Below are 22,848 nucleotides of genomic sequence, written 5' to 3' on the forward strand. Positions count from 1 at the left end.
GGGGATTGTCATGAGTGGCGAAAAATTAAGCCAAGAGCAAATTGATGCCCTGCTGAAGGCGGTAAATGAAGGCGAGGAAATGCCAGCTTTCGCACAAGAAGCAGGAAAGCAAGAGAAATTTCAAGAGTATGATTTTAATAGACCAGAGAAGTTCGGTGTTGAGCATTTACGTAGTTTGCAAGCGATTGCTTCTACGTTTGGAAAGCAGACGTCACAGACGTTATCAGCGCGTATGCGTATTCCGATTGAACTAGAACCTTCAACAGTTGAGCAAGTTCCATTTACGAGTGAGTATGTGGAGAAGATGCCGAAAGATTATTATTTATATTGCGTAATTGATCTCGGTTTACCAGAGCTTGGAGAAATTGTTATTGAGATTGATTTAGCATTCGTTATTTATATTCATGAATGTTGGCTTGGCGGAGATAGTAAACGTAACTTTACGATGCGTAGACCGTTAACAGCGTTTGAGTTTTTAACGCTTGATAATATATTCTTGCTTCTTTGTAAAAATTTAGAGCAATCATTTGAAAGTGTTGTTGCGATTGAACCGAAATTTGTAACGACAGAAACAGATCCGAATGCACTAAAGATTACGACAGCGAGCGATATTATTTCATTACTTAACGTAAATATGAAAACAGATTTTTGGAATACGACGGTGCGTATCGGAATTCCATTCTTATCTGTTGAAGAAATTATGGATAAGTTAACGTCTGAAAATATTGTCGAACATTCTTCAGATAAACGTAAAAAGTATACGTCTGAAGTGGAAGTGAAAGTAAATCAAGTGTACAAACCTGTTCACGTTGCAATTGGTGAGCAGAAAATGACAATGAGTGAGATTGAACAAATTGAAGAAGGCGATATTATTCCGCTTCATACGAAAGTTTCGGATGAATTACTTGGTTATGTAGATGGAAAGCATAAATTTAATTGTTTTATTGGAAAAGATGGAACGCGTAAGGCGCTCCTATTTAAAAGTTTTGTAGAGTAGGAGGATCCATATGAAGCATGAAGTATCTCCCGTGTCATTAATGGGATTAGAAGATTTTGCAGGAAAGCGAAATGAAGCAGGTAAGGCACATATTGATACTGTTTCAGATATTTCGATTGAACTCGGTGTAAAGCTTGGAAAGTCATCTATTACACTTGGTGATGTAAAGCAGTTAAAAGTTGGCGATGTTCTGGAAGTAGAGAAAAACTTAGGACATAAAGTAGATGTGTATTTAAGTAATATGAAAGTCGGCATCGGTGAAGCAATCGTAATGGACGAGAAATTCGGTATTATCATTTCTGAAATTGAAGCTGATAAGAAACAAGCGGCGCTTATGAAAGCCCAAAGTCAAATGCAAGATAAAGAGTAGAGGAGGAGTCATATGTCGTATATGACGACCTTATTTCAAGTCGTTTTACTGTTTGGTGCGCTCGGTTACGGTGCATATTATATGACGAAAAAGACGCGCAAACAGCAGTTTTTTAAGCAGGGTGAAAATGGCCATATTCAAGTAAAAGACGGCGTGTATTTAAATCATCAAACGAGTGCCTTTTTATTTGAAGTGGACGGAAAGCAAGTGTTCACTGTTATTAGTAATAACGGTGTGCAGTCTGTGCAATTAACCGGAACAGGAAATCAGTTTCAACAAGCACTAGAAGACGCGGTGAAGACTGAAACGAAAAAAGTAGAGGATCCATCATGAGAATAAAGAAACAGTTATCATTATTAGCCGTTATTTTCGTATTTTCTATCGTTTTTTCAATTATTTTTGTAAATCCAGCGTATGCGGCCCCGAACGGTTTTATTAATTTCGAAAATGGAAAAGAGTTTACGAGTAATTCAAGTGTACAACTATTTGCGCTCGTTACCCTTTTATCATTATCTTCTTCTATCGTTCTATTATTTACACATTTTACTTATTTTATGATCGTTCTTGGGATTACACGTCAAGGACTTGGGGTAATGAATTTACCACCAAACCAAGTGCTTGTTGGACTTGCATTATTTTTATCACTCTTTACGATGCAGCCTGTACTCGGGCAACTGAAGAGCGATGTGTGGGATCCGATGACGAAAGAGAAAATAACAGTAAGCCAAGCTGCGGAAACGACAGCTCCTATTATGAAAGAATATATGTCAAAGCATACGTATAAGCATGATTTGAAAATGATGCTGAAAGTACGCGGAGAAGAGTTGCCGAAAGATTTGAAAGATCTTTCCTTATTTACACTTGTACCATCCTTTACGTTAACGCAAATTCAAAAAGGTTTACTAACAGGGATGTTCATTTATTTAGCGTTTGTATTTATAGATTTGATTATTAGTACACTTTTAATGTACCTCGGGATGATGATGGTACCGCCGATGATTTTAAGTTTACCGTTTAAAATACTCGTTTTCGTATATTTAGGTGGATATACAAAAATTGTCGATATTATGTTTAAGACGGTCGCCTGAAGCGTTTGATGCTATGTGATAGGAGTCATATAAATGAATACGTCACCAATTATAGATATTTTTCAAACCTTTTTTTATAAAGGGGTTATGATTTTAATGCCGGTTGCCGGCGTAAGTATGATTGTCGTTATTATTATCGCTGTCATTATGGCGATGATGCAAATTCAAGAGCAAACGCTGACATTTTTACCGAAAATGGCGAGTATTGTCCTCGTTATTATCATTTTAGGACCGTGGATGTTTCAAGAGTTAACGACGCTTATTCTAGATTTATTTGATAAAATCCCATCGCTATTGCGTTCGTACTAAGATAGGTGAACTGAAATGAATATGGAATTATGGGCGGCGACGTTTTTTGCGTTTTGCCGCATTACTTCATTTTTATATTTTTTACCGTTTTTCTCAGGACGATCCATTCCAGCAATGGCGAAGGTTACAGTTGGACTTGCTCTTTCAATTACAGTGGCTGATCAAGTGGATGTCTCTCACATCAAGACAGTTTGGGACGTTGCAGCTTATGCAGGAACGCAAATTGTAATTGGATTATCACTTTCAAAAATTGTAGAAATGCTGTGGAACATTCCGAAAATGGCCGGGCATATTTTAGACTTTGATATCGGTTTATCACAAGCAAGTTTGTTTGATGTAAATGCGGGCTCACAGTCTACTTTACTATCAACCATTTTTGATATATTTTTTCTCATTATTTTTATTTCACTTGGCGGCATTAATTATTTCGTTGCCACGATTTTAAAGTCGTTTCAATATACAGAGGCGATTTCAAAATTGCTGACGACTAGTTTCTTAGATAGTCTACTCGCAACGCTATTATTTGCGATCACATCAGCGGTTGAAATTGCTCTTCCGCTTATGGGAAGTTTATTCATCATTAACTTTGTTCTAATTTTAATTGCAAAAAACGCTCCGCAATTAAACGTTTTTATGAATGCATACGTAATTAAAATTACATGTGGTATTTTGTTTATTGCGATGAGTGTACCGATGCTCGGTTATGTGTTTAAAAATATGACGGATGTATTACTTGAAGAATATACGAAACTATTTAACTTTTTCTTAACGAAGTAGGGGGACGCGCATGGCAAAGGATAATAAAACAGAAAAGGCCACCCCGCAGAAGCGTAAAAAATCGCGTGAAGAAGGGAATATTGCCCGGAGTAAAGATTTAAATAATTTATTTTCCATTCTCGTATTAGCAGTTGTCGTTTATTTCTTCGGAGATTGGCTAGGGTATGAGATTGCAAATTCCGTAGCGGTGCTGTTTGATCAAATTGGAAAAAATACAGATTCAACCGAGTATTTTTATTTAATGGGGATTTTATTACTGAAAGTATCAGCTCCGATATTAATACTCGTATACGCTTTTCATTTATTCAATTATATGATTCAAGTCGGCTTCCTATTTTCTTCTAAAGTCATTAAACCGAAAGCGTCACGTATTAATCCGAAAAACTATTTTACGAGACTGTTTAGTCGTAAAAGTTTAGTAGATATTTTGAAATCACTGTTTTATATGGGATTAATCGGTTACGTCGCTTACGTTCTCTTTAAAAAGAATTTAGAGAAAATTGTCAGTATGATTGGATTTAACTGGACTGCATCACTTACTGAAATTATTAGGGAAATTAAATTTATTTTCTTAGCAATTTTAATTATTTTAATCGTTCTTTCTATTATTGATTTCATTTATCAAAAATGGGAGTACGAGCAAGATATTAAGATGAAAAAAGAAGAAGTGAAACAAGAGCATAAAGATAATGAAGGGGACCCGCAAGTTAAAGGGAAACGAAAAAACTTTATGCATGCAATCTTGCAAGGAACAATTGCGAAGAAGATGGATGGCGCAACGTTTATTGTAAACAACCCGACTCATATTTCGGTCGTACTTCGTTACAATAAACACGTTGATGCAGCACCAATTGTCGTTGCAAAAGGGGAAGATGAGCTCGCGTTATATATACGAACGCTTGCCCGTGAACAAGAAATACCAATGGTGGAAAACCGTCCGCTTGCTCGTTCTTTATATTATCAAGTCGAGGAAGATGAGACGATTCCAGAAGATTTATATGTAGCTGTAATTGAAGTTATGCGCTATTTAATTCAGACGAATGAACTTGAAGTATAATAGCGCGTTTGGAGGAGATCTCTTTGTTTAAGATAGATTCTGCAAGAACCTATTTTTCTATCTTTTTAGCAGCGTCATTCGTAGTGGCGCTCTTAATTCCACTTCCACCATTTATACTTGATATCATTATCGTTTTTCTACTAAGTATGTCAGTGCTTATTTATATGCGAGCGACAAGTATTAACGAGTGGGATGAATTAAAGTCATTTCCAACGATGTTGTTATTAATCGGGATTTTCCGCGTATCGATTAACGTTTCGACGACGCGAGCGATTTTGACAGACGGAAATGCCGGTCATGTTATTGAAGAGTTCGGCCAGTTCGTAATTGGCGGAAACTTATTAATTGGTATCGTTATTTTTACAGTATTAATCATATTCCAGTTTATCGTTGCAAACGGTGCATCGCGTACAGCTGAAGTAGCAGCTCGTTTTACACTTGATTCTTTACCAGGGAAACAAATGTCTATCGATGCTGATTTAAACCAGCGTATTATTTCAGAAAAAGATGCACAAGCAAAACGAAAAAAATTAAATATGGAAACAGAGTTTTACGGAGCGATGGATGGTGCCGGGAAGTTCATTAAAGGGGACGTTATTTTCGGGATTGTCATTTTATTCGTAAACATTATTTTCGGTTTAATTGTCGGAATGATGCAGCAAGGAATGAGCTTTGCAGATGCGGCTCTTCATTATACACAGTTAACTGTCGGTGACGGAATCGTAAACCAAATCGGTTCGTTAATGCTTGCGATTTCAACAGGTATTATCGTAACGCGTGTATTTGATGGTTCACCGGATACGGTAACGGAAGGAATCTTTAAAGAGTTATTAGCACATGAAGTTGTTGTATATGCGCTCGGTGGTTTGTTTATCGCAATGGGTATTTTTACTCCGCTACCGTTTCTACCATTCGCACTCGTTGGCGGAACGATTATCTTCTTGGGCATTCGTAATAAAAATCGAATAAAGAAAGAAAAAGAAGACGAGCTTCAAAAAGAAATAGAAATGATTCAAGGCGAAGATGAGCAACTGCAACAAGTGGAAGATTCATTTGGAGTATTTACGGATAAATATCCAATTATAGTAGAACTCGGTTTAGATTTAGCAGCACTTGTAAAGCAGAAAATTAACGGGGAAACAGCTCGTGATAAAGTTGTTCTTATGAGGAAGTCGATTATTACTGACCTCGGTATTAATGTTCCTGGAATTAACTTTAAAGATAATACTAGTTTTAGACCACGCGGACGTTACATTATTCGTATTAAAGGTGCGAAGGCGGCTGAGGGTGTTTTAAAATCAGGTTATTTATTAGCATTGAAAACGCCAAACGTAATGGCTGATTTAGATGCAGAGCCAGCGAAAGATCCAATTTTCGGTGAAGATGGATATTGGATTTTAGAGCATATGGTGCAAGATGCACAAATGAAAGGCTATCAAGTGTTAGAGCCACTTAGCATATTAATTACACATTTAGATGTTGTCGTTAGACGTAATCTTCACGAATTAATTCAGCGCCAACATGTAAAAGATTTAATTAATTCGCTTGAAAATGATAATGGCGTTCTATTAGAAGAGATTAAGAAGAAAGAAATTGATTTATCACTCGTTCAAAATGTTATTAAACAACTTCTAAAAGAAGGTATTTCTATTCGTGATTTACCAACAATTATTGAAGGTATTATTGACGGCAAAGAAATTTATCAAAACCACGTTGACGGTGTGACATCATTTGTTCGTGAATGTATTTCAAAAGTTATTTGTGAAAATGCGAAAAATCCAGACGGAAAAATATATGCAGCGCTCTTCTCTGATTCAATCGAGTTAGATGCGGATGTTGTGAATAATTCATATCAAGGTTACTTATTAAACTGGGATTTAGATTTAGAAACACGTGTCGTTGAGCAAGTGCAGCGCGTCTTTAAACAAGCACGTTTAATGGGAAGAGAACCAGTGTTATTAACACGTAGAAAAGATTTTAGATTTGCGATTGTAAGACTGCTAGAACGTTATCAAGTGGAAGCACAAGTACTTTGTATTAGCGAATTAGCACCAGAAATTGTTGTGGATCAAATTGCCTATATTGAATAGTAGGGGGTGAAGTAATGGAAAGTACAGAAAAGAAAGAAGCGTTAATGCGAATAAAAGCAGCTTCGAAAAATGAATTGTATCGAAAGTTATTTGACCAATATGGTACAGATTATTATTACGTTGTCGATGAAAGTGTAAAACGAAATATACCGTTTTTTTGGAAAAAGGATTATGAAATGTTAGTTGCTTTTCCAGAAGAAAAACAGGAAGAAGTGAATGAAGGTACAGCTCAATTTCATGAACAGTTAATGGATGTTGTGAATGATCCTTCAGAACAAATTGTGAAGGCGAATGGAATTCAATCAGTACTGCACAATTTAGAAAATGTAACGACTCCTATGTCATACGCGGCGATGCAAACAGGAAATAGTGAAGAATGGGCAAGAAAAAAAGAGAAACTATTAAAGCTGTTTGAAAAAGGAATTGTTGTGGTGAAACAGACGAAAGAAACGGAAGTAACGAAAAAGAAAAAAGTTGTGAAACAAGTCGTTCCACTAAAGAAAGAAGAAGTGGTTACAAAGAAAGAAAACCAAGAATCTGTACCGTTTATTATTCAAAAAGTAATTCGGATGCTAGAACAAAACGATGTGGAACAATATTTCATTCATGCATATGCTGAAAAGTTAAAAATAAAGTTTGAAAATGCAACGATGATTACGGAAGAAGAAGTTATCAGGTACATATTGGAAGATATGAAATCTCATTTCAATACGGAAAACGTCTTTGAAAAAGAAGTACAAACAATTGCATTAATCGGTCCAACTGGCGTTGGTAAAACGACGACACTGGCGAAAATGGCATGGCAATTTCACGGTAAGAACAAAACAGTTGGTTTTATAACGACAGATCATTCGCGCATAGGGACAGTGCAGCAATTGCAAGATAACGTAAAGACAATTGGATCGGAAGTAATTGCTGTACGTGATGAAGCTGCAATGACAAGAGCGCTTACGTATTTTAAAGAAGAAGCACGCGTCGATTATATTTTAATTGATACAGCAGGGAAAAATTATCGTACGTCAGAAACAGTGGAAGAAATGATTGAAACGATGGGACAAGTAGAACCAGATTATATTTGTTTAACGTTATCAGCTTCAATGAAAAGTAAAGATATGATTGAAATTATTACAAACTTTAAAGATATTCATATAGATGGTATTGTGTTTACGAAATTTGATGAAACAGCAAGTAGTGGCGAATTGTTGAAAATTCCAGCAGTATCATCAGCTCCTATTGTATTAATGACAGATGGCCAAGACATAAAGAAAAATATACATATCGCTACAGCTGAACATTTAGCAAAACAAATGTTACAAACATCGTAGAAAAGAGGTGAAGAATAAGGCGCTTGCCTTATTCAAACGAATATGAACGGTCTTTATATAGGTTCTATGGGCATGATGAATTACATGCAGCGCATTAATGTTCATTCGAATAACGTTGCAAATGCTCAAACGACAGGATTTAAAGCAGAAAATATGACGTCTAAAGTATTTGATGTACAAGACACATATCGCCGCGGAGATGGGGCGGTAACAAATATCGGTTCGGTCGATTACGCTGTAGTACCAGCTGCAACGCATGTGAATTTAGTACAAGGAAATATACAAATGACAAATAGCGCTACAGATTTCTTTTTAGATGACGGCGCGGCCGGTACAACATCATTTTTTGTTACTTCTAAAAATGATGAAACGTTTTTAACGAGAGATGGTAGTTTCACATTAAATAGTGATCGATATTTACAAACATCTTCAGGTGCTTATGTTATGGATGTCAATAATGAGCGTATTCGTATTCCTGAAAATGTTGAGTTCTTCGTATCTAATAATGGAGAAATTTATAGAGAAGTTAACGATGGAACTTTGCAAAAACCAGATATTAAGAGAATAGTAATTGCACAGTTACAAACAAAAACAGTAGATGCAGAAACGAATGCTCGTCTCGTGCAACGTGAAAACAAAAGCTTTACACTAGCAGAAGGAAACATTGCTAATTTACCGAACGGAACAGGAATAGTAAAAAATCATATGCTAGAAAATTCAAATGTAGATATGACGAAAGAGATGGCAGATCTTATGACAGATCAAAAGATGATTCAAGCATCACAGCGTGTTATGACGTCATTTGATAAAATTTATGAAAAAGAAGCGAATGAAATATTGAGATAGTGGACTCCTAATAAAGGAGTCTTTTATTAATTTTAAATTTCAGAATTATCAATTGACTTTACCGAGCTTCTTTTTTATATTAGTAGGTATAACTATAACTACTAAAGAGGTGAGAGTATGACAACGGCATTATATTTAGAAGATGCATACAAAACGAGTTGTGAAACAGAAGTGATAAAAGTAGAAGGGAATAAAGTATTTGTAAAAGAAACAGTTTTTTATCCAACTGGTGGAGGGCAGGAATGTGATACGGGTGTCATTGTACAAGATGGGTCTGTATTTGAGGTTGAAAAAGTAAAGAAGGAGCAGGGAGAAATAGTTCACTATATAAAAGATGAAGCTCAAGTAAAATTAGGTCCAGTTAAATTAGAGATGAATTGGGAAAGACGTCATAATTTAATGCGTCATCACTCTTTACTGCATCTTATCGGAGCTGTCGTTTATGAAAAGTATGGAGCTCTATGCACCGGAAATCAAATTTATCCTGATAAAGCACGTATCGATTTTAATGAGTTACAAGAGTTATCGAGCGTGGAAGTAGAAGAAATTGTTGAGGAAGTGAATAAACTTATTAAGCAAAATAAAGAAATTTCCACTCGTTATATGAGCCGCGAAGAAGCAGAAAATGCTGTAGGAATGATTAAAACAGCAATAAATCTCCTGCCAATTACTATCCAAGAAATCCGCATTGTTACAATTGAAAATTTAGACAAACAAGCTTGTGGAGGCACACATGTGAAAAATACGAGTGAAATAGGAACACTTGTTATTGATAAAGTAAAAAGTAAAGGGAAGCAAAATCGTCGTTTTGAAGTAAGGGCGATTTAGATTGTGAGGGATTACCGATGGATGAAATTATAAAGGAATTACAAAAGTTGGGATTTTCCCAGTATGAATGTAAAGCGTATATTGGATTGTTAAAACACTCCCCAGTAACAGGCTATGAAGTGAGTAAACAAACAGGAGTACCTCGTTCTATGATTTACGAGGTACTCGGTAAGTTAATGGATAAAGGAGCGGTGCATATTGTACCCTCTGAACCAGTTAAATATGTACCAGTACCAGCTACCGAATTAATGAATCGAATGCGAAAAGACTTTGAAAAGTCCTTTGAATTTTTAGATGAGAAATTAAATTGTTTAGAACAAGAGCGACAAATAGATGTAATTTCGCATATTCGTTCAAATGATCGTGTTTTAAAAGAGATATGCAATATAATTAATAGGGCAAAGGAAGAGTTATGGATTTCTGTATGGGAAGATCAAGTGCATGAAATTGAGCCATACATTCATCAAAAGGAAGAGGAAGGCGTACATATATTTTCAATCTTATTTGGAGCCCCAGAAACAAAAATAGGAGCGACGTTTCACCATAATTATATGACGCCCCACGTTGTTGAAAAGAGAATGGGTGGTCATTTAACTGTTATTGCTCGTGATGGAGAGGAGGTATTAATTGCGAACTTTTCAAATGATAGCACTTCATGGGCCGTTACAACGTATGACCCAGCGCTAGTTCTCGTTGCTACAGAGTATGTGCGGCACGATATTATGGTTGAAGAAATCACGAAGGAATTTGGAGCTGATAAGTTAGATACGTTATGGCGTGAAAATATAGATTTAGTCCATGTCGTAACAGGAAAACGAACTTTAGAAGGAATGGAGGATGATAGAGATGAGTAAAGCTCAGGCACATGTAGCTTTGCAGAGCGATGATACATTTCAGCAAGGAGTAAAAGATTGTTTACCAACTGTATTTGGTTATTTGAGCATCGGTATAGCAGCTGGTGTAATTGCAAAAACAGCAGGTTTTTCTATCATTGAAATTGCATTTATGTCGACTTTAATTTATGCAGGTTCTGCCCAATTTATATTAGCTGGTATGTATGCAGCCGGTGCTCCTGCTTCCGCAATTATTTTTACTGTGTTTTTTGTTAATTTACGCCATTTATTAATGAGTGCTGCCCTCGCACCGTACTTTACGAAACTACCTCTATTAAAAAACGTCATTATTGGTTCGCAAATTACAGATGAAACGTTCGGCGTCGCAGTGCAGCATGCAGCGCAAAAAGGATATTTAGGCGAAAGATGGATGATTGGGCTAAATGTAACGGCTTATTTAAACTGGATTCTTGCTACCATTATTGGTGGTCTGTTTGGTGAGTGGATACCAGATCCACATACATACGGGATGGATTATGCATTACCAGCGATGTTTATCGGATTATTTGTACTTCAGCTCATAAGTAGTAAACCAAAGCTAGCAATTCATTTAAGTGTTGCAATTGTAGCGATTATACTTGCATACGTTTCACACCTATTTATGCCAGATAGTATAGCGGTTATTATCGCAACCTTACTAGCTGCGACGATTGGAGTGGTGATTGAAAAATGGAAATGAGATTAGATGTATTATTACTTTTACTAGCAGCAGGAGCTGTTACACTCGTGCCACGTATTTTACCTCTACTCGTATTTAGCAAACTACAAATTCCAGACTGGGGTTTAAAATGGTTAAATTACATACCAATTGCAATATTAGCAGCACTTTTAGCACAAGTATTATTTATGCATGAGACGGTGCAATGGGATTACCTGATCGCAGCAATTCCAACATTTCTTGTAGCCATATATACTCGTAGTTTATTAGGTACAGTATTAACAGGAGTGGTTGTGATTATTTTGTTACGTTTCTTTTTCTAAAAAGGATTACGCTCATATAATAGCGAAAGGTGTAATAACATGAAAATATAGGGGTGGTGTTATGATACTTTTAACGATAGGAGCAATTTTGTTAACGTTGTTTATTTTCTTTATTATCGGTTTCGTTACGTTTATGATGTTTGTTGATAAGGCGACACCTCAAATATATTATACACCTTGTGAATCAGTGACAGTGAAAACTAAAGGTAAACATAGAAGGAAGAAAAGTTGAAAGTTGGCTTTTCTTCCTTCTTCTATTACATCCCCAAAAGAACTAACAACAATAACCCAAATAAAAAACTAATAAAGGAAAGAAGAACGATACATATGGAAAATACACGATTATTTCTCCATTCGCGCAAGAAAGTTATAAAACCTAAAATACAAAGGAAAAACCAAATGGGTAGGAATAGGAACTCACTAATTTTCTCGGGAAGTAACGAATAAAAAGTTGATAAATATAAAATCCAATTTGTAAAAAAAAATGCAAACGATAATAGATTGTAAGTAGGGCCGTTTGGAAAACTCCCCCTTTTTTACGGTTACGAAAATAATAGTTAGCACTGAGAAAAAGGCAATGAATATGAAAATAAGTAAGAGTAATGTAAGTGTCATTTACATCTCCTGTATAAGAGTGTTTTTTACAAGAAATGAATCTATTACATTATATGCTTGTTTTGTAGAGTGCCCGTTATATTTTTCAGTGTACGGATTTAGAAATCCATGTTCACCGTGTAGTTGTTTTATTTCTAATAAAGGGTTATTCTGTTGCTGCAATGTTTGAATGAAAGCGGATACTGAAAAACTAGCTTCTTTTTCAGGGAATATAAGTAGTGTAGCGCATGTAGGCTTTATGTGAACATAGTCACGTATACGGGAACCGTAGCATCCGATAATAAAATCTATTTTCGGATTGTTACTACATAGCCATGAGATGGTAGCTCCAACACTAAAGCCGATAAGTCCAATATGTGTGTAACGACTAGAAAGATGAGTAATGAATGTTTCAATTTGCTTTTTTCCATCTTCAAATCCAATATGATTCATAAAAAAATGATATGCTTTTTCTTCATCAATATAATGAAATGCAGGTTGCGATTGTAGCAGATTAGGACAGAATACATCTATATGAGATGAAGTAAAGTGCTGGGTAACGTGATGCATATGGTCGTTCACACCATATATTTCATGAACAATAACGAGAGCTAATTTTTCCTTCATAGTTATAAAGTACCTCTATGAAACTTAATTTCTTTCTCAACAAGACAAATACGCAGGTGGAAGTTTTCATACCATTGCTCACGACCTCTTTTTTTCGCTTCTTTATGTAAGGTGTTCTTTTTCCAATTTTCAATCGCATCAAGTGATTCCCAATAAGAAATTGTTATTCCGAGTCCAGAATTACCTCTTGCACTTTCTACACCTAAAAATCCAGGTTGTTGCTTTGCAAGTTTCTCCATTTCTTCGGCAACGGTATTATAGTCTGTTGTATCATTTGATAAATTAGAAGTGAATATAACTGCATAATAAGGCTTGTTTTTTTCTAAAGTAGATGCCATTATTTTTCCTCCTTAATGTATAGTACGAATAATTAATCCATAGTTTGTATTTTAGCAGGTCACAAAAAGAAAAGAAGTAGAAAATTCTTATTTTTTCAGCTCATGTAAAATAAAGGGTTGAAGAAATTTATAATAAGTAATCTGAAAGAAGAAAAATGCCACTTCAAAAGAGAAGTGGCATTTCTTATATTTCCTCTAAGCTATTAACTGGAACAGTTAATTCGCGTCCTGGGTTTTTTACTTCATATATGCGGGCGGTTTCATTGCTTTCATCGACGTGTTGAATCATAACAGGCATGCCTTGAAAATTGACATTGGCTTGTTCTGCTGACATAGAAAGCTCTTTTGCACGTTGTATATTCATTTATATTCCTCCCATCATTATTATCTTTGCTAAAAAAGAGGAATAATATACCATTTAGAGACATTCTTAAAGTTTTTGTATTATTTGTAATGTTTCTTTAATAAATGAAGAAAAGATGGAATCAGGATAACCATCTATCGTTTGAACTGCTTCTTTTGCTTCTTTCAGAGCAGCTGGTTTATCTTGAAGTTTTATATGACACAGGGCACGATAAGACCCAGCTGTTAATACCCACGATTGATCAAGTGGATGACTCATATAATCTGGTATGGTAGCGTGTTTTAATATTGCCAAAGCTTCCTTATAACGTTTTAAGCCATACAAAGATTTTCCTTTTTCAAGATAATATAATCCATCGTCTTGAAAGATTGGTTCATCTTTTAGTTTTTCTCGGAATTGTTCTAGATGTTCTAATGCGATTGTATATTCATTAGTAATTGTGTTGTAGTAGTAAGCTTTTAAAATATCAATAATCGCAATGGATAGAATATCTTCTGTAAAAATGGCAAATTGCTCCGATTTTTTTATGTAATATAAATACTGTTCTTTATCAGCTGTAATGACTTTTTGGTAAGATAAAATGCGATAAAATTCATCTGTTTTATAATACACTTGATGTTTTTTTGAAAATGCAAGTGCATCTAAAATGACTTTTTCACATTTTTCATAATTGCCGTATGCGAGTAAAATAATGGCTTCTTTTAAGTATAATTGTATATGTGTAATGAGATCCATTTCTAAATTCTTCGCTTTATATTCATCACGAATTGTAGCAATCATCTGTAAACATTCTTTATATTTTTTACGTTTGAAGAGCATATAGTAAAACAGTAGTTTCGTTTCAGTGCTTTCTCGATATAAAGTATATTTTTCAAATATAGAAACAGCAGTTTCAACGTAATATTCAATATGATAATCGTTCATAATAGTTGCTCCTGTTAGGAACTGTTTATATAAGCGAGCTGTATTTAAAGTAGAAGGTAGCTCTGTTTGAACGATAGGTAGTAAAGTCTTATATACTTCATCGCATTTATTTGCCTTTATTAGTTGCTCCATTTTTTGAATGAGTTCTACAATTTCTCCTTCATCTTCTTCTAATAAAAAGCTCGTTTCACATTCAAGTTTTTCCGCAATATATTGTAATGTTTTCATAGAAGGTGTAGCTTTTCCATTTTCAATTTGACTAAGCATACTTTTTGTCAGTTCCGAACCTGCCAGTGCTGTTTGCGTAAGCTTTTTTTCTTTTCGTAATGCTTTAATTTTTTCGCCGAGAGTTGCCATATTGTTGCTCCTTTATATTTAAAAAGTTTAATTGCATTTAACTTTTTGTTGTGAAAATTGGAAAGTTGATTATATAATAAGTTTAACACAATTTAACTTTTAAGGGGAGAGAGTCAAAAATGGAAGATATAAGTATAGGACAACATGATTCAAGAATGAAGATTGCAACGAGAAATATCATTTTAATGATGATTGGAAAAATGACGTCTTTATTAGGCGCAGGTATTTATACGTTCGCAATGGGGTTATATGTATTAAAGACTACTGGTTCAGGGATGGGGTTTGCAACTACGCTCGTTTGCGGATCACTTCCAAGGATGATCTGTGGCCCAATTGCTGGTGCTGTAGCAGACCGTGTGAATCGAAAATGGCTTGTCATTGGTACTGATTTATTAAGTAGCTTAACGATGCTTAGTATGTTTATTCTTGCTACTATATTTGGACCATCACTTCTTTTTATTTATATTTCAGCAGCATTATTATCAATTTGTGCAAGTTTTTATTCTGTTGCATTAACTTCGTCTATTCCGAGTTTAGTAGATGAAGGACGTATTCAAAAAGCGAGTGCTTTAAATCAAACGGCGGCTTCTTTATCAAATATTTTAGGACCGATTATTGGCGGAGTTGTATATGGTTTCTTTTCAATTAAATCGTTTTTCCTATTAAATAGTATTACGTTCTTTTTAGCGGTTATTTTGCAATTATTTATCGTATTTGATTTATATAAAAAAGAAGTGGCTGAGAGTACAGAGCATTTCTTGACGAGTATAAAAGAAGGTTTTTTATATGTAAAAAGACAACATGAAATATATGGTTTAATGAAAATAGCATTGTGGGTAAACTTTTTTGCGTGTGGTCTAACAGTTGCACTTCCTTACATTATCGTCCATACATTGCATTTATCTTCAAAGCAACTCGGTACTGTAGAAGGAATGTTAGCAGTCGGGATGCTAATGGGAGCGATTGCTTTATCAGTGCGTAAAGAAGTGAATACTCCGTTTCGTTCTATTTATACTGGACTGTTTTTGTTTGCAGGTTTAAGTTTATGTACAGTCTTTCCGTTGTTAGTTATCATTCCAAAAGTAGCAAGTTTTATTTACTATATTGCTTTTATGATGTTAACTGGTATAGCAATTATGATTGTAAACATTCCAATGCAAGTACATATGCAAAAAACGACAGATCCGAGCTACCTAGGGCGTGTGTTTGGCCTACTTGAAACAATTGCGACTGCAATCGCACCACTTGGTATGATTGTATATGGACTACTATTAGATATGTTGCCAACTAGCATTGTTATGATGACAATAGGCGGAGGGTTATTGTTAGTTGTATTAGTTGGAGTAAAGCAACATATGGCGAAAAAACAAGTAGATGTGTCCGCTTAAAAATAAGAAAATAATGAAAATTCGACTTATCATTATAAAAGTGACCGAATTAGTATTTTAGTTTTTGAAACTCTTTTTCATGTATGTTAAAGTAAAGTGAGCTTGCAAAGAAAAGGAGACAACGGCATGAAAAAATTAAGTTTTGTTATGCTTTTTCTATTAGTCGTAATGGCTGGATGTAGCAATTATGACACATATATTGAAACAGGTATGCAATCATTGAAAGATGAAAAGTATAGTGATGCAACAATGTGGTTCGAAAAAGCAGAAAAAGAGAAATCAGGAAACGAAGCGAAATCATATAAAGAAGTTGCTGAGAAAATGGATCACGGAGCAACAGCCTTAAAAGACGCTAAGTATTTAGAAGCGAAAGACATTGCAAATGAAGTGTTACAAAAGAAAAAAGATGATGAACTTGAAAAAGCTGTAACATCAAATGCAGAGAATATGCTTCAAAAAGCAAAAGATGTGGAAGAGAAAGTAAATGAAAGAGTGGTAAAGCGTAGAAAGGTAGAAGAAGAAGGAATCGATAAAATTATTAAAGCTGTCGATAGTATAGATGAAGTGAAAGAAAAAGAGAAGAAAGTATCAGAAGCATTAGATAAGGCTGAAGAGGCGCAAGCAAAAATTGAGGCAAAGAAAAATAAATAGATTTATAGTTTAAAAGGCTGTCGTGCATAACGACAGCCTTTTAATTTTTTGTTGCAAATGAAGTGATGCTCTGTAGTAAAAAAGAAATGATTTTAGAATTCCATCTGTCCTCATGATGAATCGTATAAATATTACGCTGAAATTCAAATTCAGGGATTGGTATATAGCATAGCTCATTTCGTTGTATTTCTTGCTCGATAGCAAGTTTAGAAATAAAGGCAATTCCATTACCATATTTTAAAATTTGTTTCATCGTTTCTAATGAGTCTAATTCAATTTCAGATTGGAATGTAATGTTGTGCGCCAACGTCCATTGTGTAAGTAAATCTCTCGTTGTAGATGGATTACGATGCAATAGTATGCGTTCCTTTTCGATATTTTGTAACGATACATTGTCTTTCTTTGAAAAATGATGTTCTTTGGAAAAGGCAAGAACAAGTGTATCGGGCATTATATTCGTTTGTTTTAAAAGAGGTTCATCAAATGGAGCAGCGGAAATTATCCCAAGATCGATTTCGTGATTTTGTAGCATCATTCGAATTTCAGGGGCTGTTTTCACTAGTAGCGTTATTTTTATATTGGGAAATTCGCATTGAAATTGATGAACGACTTCTGGCAAAAGATAAGTCGCTGGTACATAACTAGCGCCGATTGTTATAGCACCTTTATGAAAATCTCTAAACTCTTGCGTGACACGTCTAGCTTCTTTCATAAGTGCATCTATTTTACAAGCATAATGGTGCAAAGCCTCACCAGCCTCTGTTAAGAAATACCTTCCAGAACGTAATTCGAATAAAGACACACCGAGTTCTTCTTCTAAGCTTTTTATATGAAAAGTAATAGTTGGTTGTTTAACGCCAAGTTTTTCTGCAACGATTGTAAGCTTTTTGTATTTCTTAATAAGTACTACAATTTCTAATTTTAAGAGATTCATTATGAATTGCCGCCTTTTTTATTTTAACTATAGAAAAAATCTATAGAAATAAATAGTTTATTAGAAGTTTTTTAATTTAATCTTTACAGTACATTAACATTCAGTATAAATCTTCCATATAGAATGAAAGCAGGTTAAGAATGAGGGGAGAGAGGTGAAACGGTGGATATTAAAATTAGTGGATTAGAAAAGACATTTGGAAAAACACAGGCGTTAAAGCCGTTGCAGATTGTAATGAAACAAGGGGAATTCACTACACTTTTAGGACCTTCGGGATGTGGGAAAACGACTTTACTTAGAATGATAGCAGGACTTGAAGAACCGGATAAGGGAGAAATATATTTTGGAGACCAGTGCATGTATTCTGCTACAAAAAAGATAAAGACATCTCCTCATGAACGGAATATCGGTATGGTATTTCAAGATTTTGCTTTATGGCCGCACATGACTGTTTTTGAAAATGTTGCATTTGGTTTAAGAGCTACAAAGCAAACGAATCATTTAAGAGAAAAAGTAGAAGATGCGATAAAGCGAGTTCGCCTGCAAGGTATGGAGAAACGGTATCCACACGAACTTTCTGGTGGACAGCAACAACGTGTCGCATTCGCTAGAGCAATTGTAACAAAACCTCATTTTATTTTGTTTGATGAACCGCTAAGTGCACTCGATGCAATTTTGCGAGAAGAAATGAGAATAGAGCTTATGGATATCGTTCATTCCATTGGTTTAACTGCACTGTATGTCACTCACGATCAAACAGAAGCAATGTCAATGTCAGACCAAATTATTGTCATGAAACAAGGAGAAGTATTACAAAAAGGAACACCGGAAGATATTTATGTGAAACCGTCTCATGAATTTGTTGCCAAATTTGTTGGTAAGGCGAATTGGCTTGTAGAGGGTGAAAAAATGATTCGTCCAGAGCATGTGAGTTGGACAAAAAATGATGTGTGCGAAATGTATACAGGTGAAATTCAGCACGTTACATATGTAGGAGAACGTTATGAAGTGAAAGTAAATATGGGGACTTTAGGCATCTGGACAGCCTATCACAATAGTAAGCTAAGCATCGGGAAACCAGTATCGTTATATGTACCAAAAAAATGTATTCATCATATAGGGGGAGAATCGTATGAAGAAATTCAGTTCGCTTAAGTCTTTATTTGTATGTACTTTACTATTTTCTACTGTAGTAACGGGTTGTAGTTCAAAGACAGGTAATGCAGATGCAAAAAGTAAAAATACGAATGAAAAGAAAATTGTTGTATATAGTGCAGGGCCAAAAGGATTAGCAGAAAAAATTCAAAAAGACTTTGAAAAGAAAACTGGTATAAAGGTGGAAATGTTTCAAGGGACAACTGGTAAAATTTTAGCGAGAATGGAAGCTGAAAAGAAAAATCCAGTCGTTGACGTTGTCGTACTCGCTTCCTTACCAGCGATGGAAGGATTAAAGAAAGAGGGTCAAACGTTAGCTTATAAAGAGGCGAAACAAGCTGATAAGCTGCGTTCTGAATGGTCAGATGAAAAAGGACATTATTTCGGGTATAGTGCTTCAGCATTAGGGATTGTGTACAATACAAAAAATGTGAAGACAGCGCCTGAAGATTGGAGCGATATAACGAAAGGAGAATGGAAAGGGAAAGTGAATCTTCCAGATCCAGCACTTTCAGGTTCAGCTTTAGACTTTGTAACAGGATACGTGAAAAAGAATGGACAAGATGGATGGAATTTATTTGAGCAGCTTAAGAAAAATGAAGTTACAGTAGCAGGAGCAAACCAGGAAGCGTTAGACCCAGTTGTAACAGGTGCGAAAGATATGGTCATTGCGGGTGTTGATTATATGACGTATAGCGCAAAAGCAAAGGGTGAACCTGTTGATATCGTATATCCAAAAAGCGGAACAGTTATTAGCCCACGTGCAGTGGGGATTATGAAGGATAGTAAAAATGTTGAAGGTGCAAAAGAGTTTATTGATTATTTATTATCCGATGATGTACAAAAACAAGTTTCTAAAGCGTATTTATTGCCTGGTAGAACAGATATAAAAGCTGAAAATAGACCAAATGTAGAAGAGATTCCAGTATTAAATATTGATTGGAAAACAGTTGAGAAAGAGCAAGATGAAATAGGGAAACAATTTAAGAAAGTATTTCAATAAGATGGTGATTCCATGGTAAATCGATTCGTATCAGTAAGACAAGTTGGAATGACGGTAGCGTTATTACTTGTGGCGATGTTAATCGTCATTCCACTTTTTCTTATTTTATTTTCTAGTGTATATGAAAATAGCAGTTGGAATTTTTTAAAGCCTTTTGAAGTGATGCAGAGTGGTGGATTAGCTGGGATTTTTCTGAATTCGATGCTTCTAGGTGTACTCGTTGTAATAGGAGCTACAATATTTGCATTTCCATTGGCGTTTATTATGAGCAAAACAGATGTAGGAAAGTATAGTAAGTTAGATATTGTTTTTATGATTCCATTTATGACACCGCCGTATATTGGATCAATGGGCTGGATTTTGTTCATGCAACCTAACGGCTATTTTGAACAATTTTTTCCGATGCTAAAGACAGTTTCATCATCGTTTTTTAGTTTAGGAGGTATGGTCTTAATTATGAGTCTGCATTTATTCCCATTCCTTTATTTCATGCTGAAAAACACGTTACTTCAGATTGGGAGTAGTAAAGAAGAAGCTGCAGCAGTTCATGGCGGAAGTTTTTTCTATCGTTTAAGAAAAATAATATTGCCGTTATTAGTATCAAGTTATGTAATGGGTGCTTTACTCATTTTTGTAAAGACGATTGCTGAATTTGGAACACCGGCTACATTCGGACGTAGAATAGGATTCCACGTGTTAACATCAGAAATCCATAAATTTATTTCGAGTTGGCCAATTGATTTTAGTAGTGCAACAGCATTATCTTCTTTATTACTTAGTGCTTGTATGCTTATTTGGTATATGCAAAATGTATTGAATCGAAAGTATTCATATGCAATGGTTAGTGGAAAAGGTGTGAAATCTAAAAGATATACTTTGTCTATATTTATGCGCGTTGTAGCATGGATGTATGTAATTGGTTTATTAATCGTATCAATTGGAATTCCATACTTTTCTATACTTATTGCTTCTTTGTCAAAATTAAGAGGCGGCGGTTTACATGTAAATAACTTTACAACAAGCCATTATGAGGCATTGTTTACAATAGGATCTCCGGGATTAGAGGCTTTATGGAATAGTTTTCTTTTTTCACTCGTAACAGCGATTATCGCGGTAATGATTGGAGTCTTTTTGGCACTTATGATTCGAAAGGGGAAAAAAACCTCTGAAAAATGTCTTGATATGTGCGGTATGTTACCGAACATGGTACCAGGAATCGTTATGGTTGTAGGTCTTATTCTATTTTGGAATTCACCATATATGCCTATGTCAATTTATAATACACCAATCATGGTTATCGTAACGTATGTTGTTCTGTTTTTACCTTACACGGTGCAATATGTAAAATCATCACTCGGACAAATTGATGATTCTCTCATGCAGGCAGGAAGTGTTTTTTCTGGAAATTATATTTATATTTTTAGAAAAATAATATTGCCTCTTATTATCCCAGGTATTCTTGCCGGATGGGCGATGACATTTACAATTTCGATAAGGGAGTTAGTAGCATCGCTTCTCGTACTACCTCCATCAGTAGAAACGTCAGCAACATTTATTTTTGCTCAATTTGAACAAGGAGAAGTATCTATTGGAATGGCGATGGCTGTCGTTTCAGTTGGACTTACAACACTATGTTTATTATTTCTGCAGCATATGGAGCAAAAACGAAAAGGGGTAGCATGATGAGAATAGAAGTGTGGGGAGGAGCGGGAGAATACGGTCGTTCCTGCTACTTCGTAAAAAATAAAGAAACGAAAATAGTATTTGATTGTGGTATTAATCGATCATATGAGGATAGTTATCCAAAAATAGAGAGGGAAGTTGTACCGTTTTTAGATGCAGTATTTTTATCACATATTCATGAAGATCATACGATGGGTTTACCTTTATTAGCGAAGTATGGATATAAGAAAAAAATTTGGACAACTCGTTATACGAAGGAGCAACTTCCAACTTATTATGAAAAATGGAGAAACTACAATGTGACGCGAGGATGGAATGTACCTTATAGTGACCAAAACATAAAAGATTTAAATTATGTATATATTGATGAGATTAGTAATCCGAATGAATGGATACAAATTACTCCTTCATTGCGGTTTCAATGGGGATATAGTGGCCATGTATTGGGAGCTGTTTGGTTTTTAGTTGATATGTGTAATACATACGTATTTTATTCAGGTGACTATTCAGCAGAGTCTAATATACTACGAGCTAATTTACCTGAGAAATTGGGCCACAATATAAAAATCGCAATTGTGGATGCCGCTTATCACACAGATGATGTTTCGCAAAATGAACGTGTAAACGAACTATGTGCAGAAATTGAACGAGTTATGCAAAATAAAGGAATAGCATTATTACCGCTTCCACAACTTGGTAGGGCGCAAGATATAGTATTGTATTTATATGAACGATATAAAGCATTTCCGCTTATAGTAGATAAAGAAATTTTGGCTGGATTTGAAGAGATGTTCGTATATAAAGATTGGATAAAAAATAATGAAGAATTTAAATGGATTATGGAGAGTTTAAAAAGAAACATAATAGTGATGGATAATGACATTAGTATGCAAAATAGTTACGGAATAGTTGTAATGAGTGATGCGAATATGCAAACGAAACGAGCGCAGTTATATTATGAACAACTTCGGAATGAAAAGCGAAATGCCGTTATTTTTACTGGGCATATTGCGAAAGGGAGTTTTGCAGAAAAAGTTATGAAAGAGCATGTAGGTAAAGAATGTAGGGTGAAGCGAGTTCCATATAAAGTTCACCAAAGTATAAGAGACGTTAAAGAGATGTTAAATACATTATTACCAGAACATACGGTGCTAGTGCACGCTTTGAAAGAGGATACGGATCGATTACAACAAAAGCTAAGTTCAGCAGGATATGAAAATGTATATTCACTTGCAATGGAACGTATAGAAGTCATTTGAAATGCAAAGG

The 22,848-nt window shown here is 35.1% G+C and carries 26 protein-coding genes and 1 pseudogene; 21 read left to right on the plus strand and 6 right to left on the minus strand.

Features of this window, described 5'->3' with window-relative positions:
- Window positions 1-10 precede the first annotated feature (10 nt).
- From fliM to ACTFRU_RS11690, 15 genes are all read left to right on the plus strand, one after another.
- Window positions 11-997 carry a flagellar motor switch protein FliM gene (gene fliM, locus ACTFRU_RS11620; RefSeq protein WP_000012360.1) on the plus strand — a complete coding sequence of 329 codons (987 nt, stop codon included), beginning with the start codon at window positions 11-13 and terminating at the stop codon, window positions 995-997.
- Window positions 998-1,007: 10 nt separating this feature from the next.
- Window positions 1,008-1,367, plus strand: coding sequence for a flagellar motor switch protein FliN (gene fliN / locus ACTFRU_RS11625; protein WP_000680010.1), 360 nt, complete (start codon window positions 1,008-1,010; stop codon window positions 1,365-1,367).
- A 12-nt stretch (window positions 1,368-1,379) separates the two neighbouring features.
- Window positions 1,380-1,700: a hypothetical protein gene (locus ACTFRU_RS11630; RefSeq protein WP_000121178.1), complete on the plus strand. Its 321-nt coding sequence runs from the start codon at window positions 1,380-1,382 to the stop codon at window positions 1,698-1,700.
- Window positions 1,697-2,455, plus strand: coding sequence for a flagellar type III secretion system pore protein FliP (locus ACTFRU_RS11635; protein WP_001220582.1), 759 nt, complete (start codon window positions 1,697-1,699; stop codon window positions 2,453-2,455). The genes ACTFRU_RS11630 and ACTFRU_RS11635 overlap by 4 nt, the downstream gene beginning before the upstream one ends.
- A 33-nt stretch (window positions 2,456-2,488) precedes the next feature.
- Window positions 2,489-2,764: a flagellar biosynthetic protein FliQ gene (locus ACTFRU_RS11640; protein ID WP_001098085.1), complete on the plus strand. Its 276-nt coding sequence runs from the start codon at window positions 2,489-2,491 to the stop codon at window positions 2,762-2,764.
- 15 nt (window positions 2,765-2,779) lie between these two features.
- On the plus strand, window positions 2,780-3,541 hold the full coding sequence (locus tag ACTFRU_RS11645; RefSeq protein WP_001055718.1) for a flagellar biosynthetic protein FliR: 762 nt from the start codon (window positions 2,780-2,782) through the stop codon (window positions 3,539-3,541).
- Window positions 3,542-3,551: 10 nt separating this feature from the next.
- On the plus strand, window positions 3,552-4,598 hold the full coding sequence (gene flhB / locus ACTFRU_RS11650; RefSeq protein WP_001030111.1) for a flagellar type III secretion system protein FlhB: 1,047 nt from the start codon (window positions 3,552-3,554) through the stop codon (window positions 4,596-4,598).
- A 23-nt stretch (window positions 4,599-4,621) separates the two neighbouring features.
- On the plus strand, window positions 4,622-6,688 hold the full coding sequence (flhA, locus tag ACTFRU_RS11655) for a flagellar biosynthesis protein FlhA (RefSeq protein WP_000472534.1): 2,067 nt from the start codon (window positions 4,622-4,624) through the stop codon (window positions 6,686-6,688).
- A gap of 14 nt (window positions 6,689-6,702) precedes the next feature.
- A complete protein-coding gene (gene flhF / locus ACTFRU_RS11660; protein ID WP_000446167.1) occupies window positions 6,703-8,013 on the plus strand; it encodes a flagellar biosynthesis protein FlhF in 1,311 nt (436 codons plus the stop codon).
- A 42-nt stretch (window positions 8,014-8,055) separates the two neighbouring features.
- The gene (locus ACTFRU_RS11665; RefSeq protein WP_001013939.1) at window positions 8,056-8,859 is read left to right on the plus strand and encodes a flagellar basal-body rod protein FlgG; all 804 of its coding nucleotides are present in this window, start codon (window positions 8,056-8,058) and stop codon (window positions 8,857-8,859) included.
- A 117-nt stretch (window positions 8,860-8,976) separates the two neighbouring features.
- Window positions 8,977-9,687 (plus strand): alanyl-tRNA editing protein, encoded by a 711-nt coding sequence (locus ACTFRU_RS11670; protein ID WP_440037650.1) that lies wholly within the window; start codon window positions 8,977-8,979, stop codon window positions 9,685-9,687.
- Window positions 9,688-9,704: 17 nt separating this feature from the next.
- A complete protein-coding gene (locus ACTFRU_RS11675; RefSeq protein ID WP_016513054.1) occupies window positions 9,705-10,541 on the plus strand; it encodes a TrmB family transcriptional regulator in 837 nt (278 codons plus the stop codon).
- Entirely contained in the window at window positions 10,534-11,259 is a 726-nt protein-coding gene (locus ACTFRU_RS11680) for an AzlC family ABC transporter permease (protein WP_048558355.1), read from the plus strand. The genes ACTFRU_RS11675 and ACTFRU_RS11680 overlap by 8 nt, the downstream gene beginning before the upstream one ends.
- Window positions 11,250-11,561, plus strand: a complete 312-nt coding sequence (locus tag ACTFRU_RS11685; RefSeq protein WP_000425946.1) for an AzlD domain-containing protein — start codon at window positions 11,250-11,252, stop codon at window positions 11,559-11,561. The genes ACTFRU_RS11680 and ACTFRU_RS11685 overlap by 10 nt, the downstream gene beginning before the upstream one ends.
- Window positions 11,562-11,622: 61 nt before the next feature.
- Window positions 11,623-11,793 carry a DUF3951 domain-containing protein gene (locus tag ACTFRU_RS11690; protein WP_000602244.1) on the plus strand — a complete coding sequence of 57 codons (171 nt, stop codon included), beginning with the start codon at window positions 11,623-11,625 and terminating at the stop codon, window positions 11,791-11,793.
- Window positions 11,794-11,818: 25 nt separating this feature from the next.
- On the opposite strand, the pseudogene ACTFRU_RS11695 reads toward ACTFRU_RS11690, so the two are convergent.
- From ACTFRU_RS11695 to ACTFRU_RS11715, 5 genes and pseudogenes are all read right to left on the minus strand, one after another.
- A pseudogene (locus ACTFRU_RS11695) lies at window positions 11,819-12,176 on the minus strand (hypothetical protein).
- Window positions 12,177-12,782, minus strand: coding sequence for a dienelactone hydrolase family protein (locus tag ACTFRU_RS11700; RefSeq protein ID WP_000660128.1), 606 nt, complete (start codon window positions 12,780-12,782; stop codon window positions 12,177-12,179).
- 2 nt (window positions 12,783-12,784) lie between these two features.
- Window positions 12,785-13,120, minus strand: a complete 336-nt coding sequence (locus tag ACTFRU_RS11705) for an antibiotic biosynthesis monooxygenase family protein (protein WP_000168853.1) — start codon at window positions 13,118-13,120, stop codon at window positions 12,785-12,787.
- 184 nt (window positions 13,121-13,304) lie between these two features.
- On the minus strand, window positions 13,305-13,484 hold the full coding sequence (locus tag ACTFRU_RS11710) for an H-type small acid-soluble spore protein (RefSeq protein ID WP_001025737.1): 180 nt from the start codon (window positions 13,482-13,484) through the stop codon (window positions 13,305-13,307).
- Between the two features lie 66 nt (window positions 13,485-13,550).
- Window positions 13,551-14,765 (minus strand): helix-turn-helix domain-containing protein, encoded by a 1,215-nt coding sequence (locus ACTFRU_RS11715; protein WP_000212351.1) that lies wholly within the window; start codon window positions 14,763-14,765, stop codon window positions 13,551-13,553.
- 119 nt (window positions 14,766-14,884) lie between these two features.
- Between ACTFRU_RS11715 and ACTFRU_RS11720 the strand changes: the two genes are divergently transcribed.
- Both ACTFRU_RS11720 and ACTFRU_RS11725 read left to right on the plus strand, forming a co-directional pair.
- Window positions 14,885-16,153, plus strand: a complete 1,269-nt coding sequence (locus ACTFRU_RS11720) for an MFS transporter (RefSeq protein ID WP_000389503.1) — start codon at window positions 14,885-14,887, stop codon at window positions 16,151-16,153.
- Between the two features lie 126 nt (window positions 16,154-16,279).
- A complete protein-coding gene (locus tag ACTFRU_RS11725) occupies window positions 16,280-16,804 on the plus strand; it encodes a hypothetical protein (protein ID WP_440037651.1) in 525 nt (174 codons plus the stop codon).
- 40 nt (window positions 16,805-16,844) lie between these two features.
- Here the strand turns inward: ACTFRU_RS11725 and ACTFRU_RS11730 are convergent, their stop codons facing one another.
- Complete coding sequence (locus ACTFRU_RS11730) at window positions 16,845-17,738, minus strand: LysR substrate-binding domain-containing protein (RefSeq protein WP_440037653.1); 894 nt, start codon at window positions 17,736-17,738, stop codon at window positions 16,845-16,847.
- Window positions 17,739-17,900: 162 nt separating this feature from the next.
- On the opposite strand from ACTFRU_RS11730, the gene ACTFRU_RS11735 reads away from it, so the two are divergent.
- From ACTFRU_RS11735 to ACTFRU_RS11750, 4 genes are read left to right on the plus strand one after another with little or no spacing between them, the layout of a single operon-like run.
- Window positions 17,901-18,893 carry an ABC transporter ATP-binding protein gene (locus tag ACTFRU_RS11735; RefSeq protein WP_016122236.1) on the plus strand — a complete coding sequence of 331 codons (993 nt, stop codon included), beginning with the start codon at window positions 17,901-17,903 and terminating at the stop codon, window positions 18,891-18,893.
- On the plus strand, window positions 18,871-19,896 hold the full coding sequence (locus ACTFRU_RS11740; RefSeq protein WP_440037655.1) for an extracellular solute-binding protein: 1,026 nt from the start codon (window positions 18,871-18,873) through the stop codon (window positions 19,894-19,896). The genes ACTFRU_RS11735 and ACTFRU_RS11740 overlap by 23 nt, the downstream gene beginning before the upstream one ends.
- A gap of 12 nt (window positions 19,897-19,908) precedes the next feature.
- Complete coding sequence (locus ACTFRU_RS11745; RefSeq protein ID WP_025709169.1) at window positions 19,909-21,579, plus strand: ABC transporter permease; 1,671 nt, start codon at window positions 19,909-19,911, stop codon at window positions 21,577-21,579.
- Window positions 21,576-22,838 carry an MBL fold metallo-hydrolase gene (locus tag ACTFRU_RS11750; RefSeq protein ID WP_175567076.1) on the plus strand — a complete coding sequence of 421 codons (1,263 nt, stop codon included), beginning with the start codon at window positions 21,576-21,578 and terminating at the stop codon, window positions 22,836-22,838. Before ACTFRU_RS11745 ends, ACTFRU_RS11750 begins: the two co-directional genes overlap by 4 nt.
- The last annotated feature ends 10 nt before the right edge of the window (window positions 22,839-22,848 follow it).

The organism is Bacillus cereus group sp. MYBK220-1 (genome assembly GCF_051916445.1).
Taxonomy (GTDB): Bacteria; Bacillota; Bacilli; order Bacillales; family Bacillaceae_G; genus Bacillus_A; species Bacillus_A cereus.

Coding starts and splice junctions, on each gene's coding strand:
- flhF (WP_000446167.1), top strand. CDS start 6,703: ATGGAAAGTACAGAAAAGAAAGAAGCGTTAATGCGAATAAAAGCAGCT.
- ACTFRU_RS11740 (WP_440037655.1), top strand. CDS start 18,871: ATGAAGAAATTCAGTTCGCTTAAGTCTTTATTTGTATGTACTTTACTA.
- ACTFRU_RS11750 (WP_175567076.1), top strand. CDS start 21,576: ATGATGAGAATAGAAGTGTGGGGAGGAGCGGGAGAATACGGTCGTTCC.
- ACTFRU_RS11630 (WP_000121178.1), top strand. CDS start 1,380: ATGTCGTATATGACGACCTTATTTCAAGTCGTTTTACTGTTTGGTGCG.
- ACTFRU_RS11690 (WP_000602244.1), top strand. CDS start 11,623: ATGATACTTTTAACGATAGGAGCAATTTTGTTAACGTTGTTTATTTTC.
- fliM (WP_000012360.1), top strand. CDS start 11: ATGAGTGGCGAAAAATTAAGCCAAGAGCAAATTGATGCCCTGCTGAAG.
- ACTFRU_RS11635 (WP_001220582.1), top strand. CDS start 1,697: ATGAGAATAAAGAAACAGTTATCATTATTAGCCGTTATTTTCGTATTT.
- fliN (WP_000680010.1), top strand. CDS start 1,008: ATGAAGCATGAAGTATCTCCCGTGTCATTAATGGGATTAGAAGATTTT.
- ACTFRU_RS11670 (WP_440037650.1), top strand. CDS start 8,977: ATGACAACGGCATTATATTTAGAAGATGCATACAAAACGAGTTGTGAA.
- ACTFRU_RS11675 (WP_016513054.1), top strand. CDS start 9,705: ATGGATGAAATTATAAAGGAATTACAAAAGTTGGGATTTTCCCAGTAT.
- flhB (WP_001030111.1), top strand. CDS start 3,552: ATGGCAAAGGATAATAAAACAGAAAAGGCCACCCCGCAGAAGCGTAAA.
- ACTFRU_RS11710 (WP_001025737.1), bottom strand. CDS start 13,484: ATGAATATACAACGTGCAAAAGAGCTTTCTATGTCAGCAGAACAAGCC.
- ACTFRU_RS11665 (WP_001013939.1), top strand. CDS start 8,056: ATGAACGGTCTTTATATAGGTTCTATGGGCATGATGAATTACATGCAG.
- ACTFRU_RS11700 (WP_000660128.1), bottom strand. CDS start 12,782: ATGAAGGAAAAATTAGCTCTCGTTATTGTTCATGAAATATATGGTGTG.
- ACTFRU_RS11720 (WP_000389503.1), top strand. CDS start 14,885: ATGGAAGATATAAGTATAGGACAACATGATTCAAGAATGAAGATTGCA.
- ACTFRU_RS11645 (WP_001055718.1), top strand. CDS start 2,780: ATGAATATGGAATTATGGGCGGCGACGTTTTTTGCGTTTTGCCGCATT.
- ACTFRU_RS11640 (WP_001098085.1), top strand. CDS start 2,489: ATGAATACGTCACCAATTATAGATATTTTTCAAACCTTTTTTTATAAA.
- ACTFRU_RS11680 (WP_048558355.1), top strand. CDS start 10,534: ATGAGTAAAGCTCAGGCACATGTAGCTTTGCAGAGCGATGATACATTT.
- ACTFRU_RS11705 (WP_000168853.1), bottom strand. CDS start 13,120: ATGGCATCTACTTTAGAAAAAAACAAGCCTTATTATGCAGTTATATTC.
- ACTFRU_RS11715 (WP_000212351.1), bottom strand. CDS start 14,765: ATGGCAACTCTCGGCGAAAAAATTAAAGCATTACGAAAAGAAAAAAAG.
- ACTFRU_RS11730 (WP_440037653.1), bottom strand. CDS start 17,738: ATGAATCTCTTAAAATTAGAAATTGTAGTACTTATTAAGAAATACAAA.
- ACTFRU_RS11725 (WP_440037651.1), top strand. CDS start 16,280: ATGAAAAAATTAAGTTTTGTTATGCTTTTTCTATTAGTCGTAATGGCT.
- ACTFRU_RS11685 (WP_000425946.1), top strand. CDS start 11,250: ATGGAAATGAGATTAGATGTATTATTACTTTTACTAGCAGCAGGAGCT.
- ACTFRU_RS11745 (WP_025709169.1), top strand. CDS start 19,909: ATGGTAAATCGATTCGTATCAGTAAGACAAGTTGGAATGACGGTAGCG.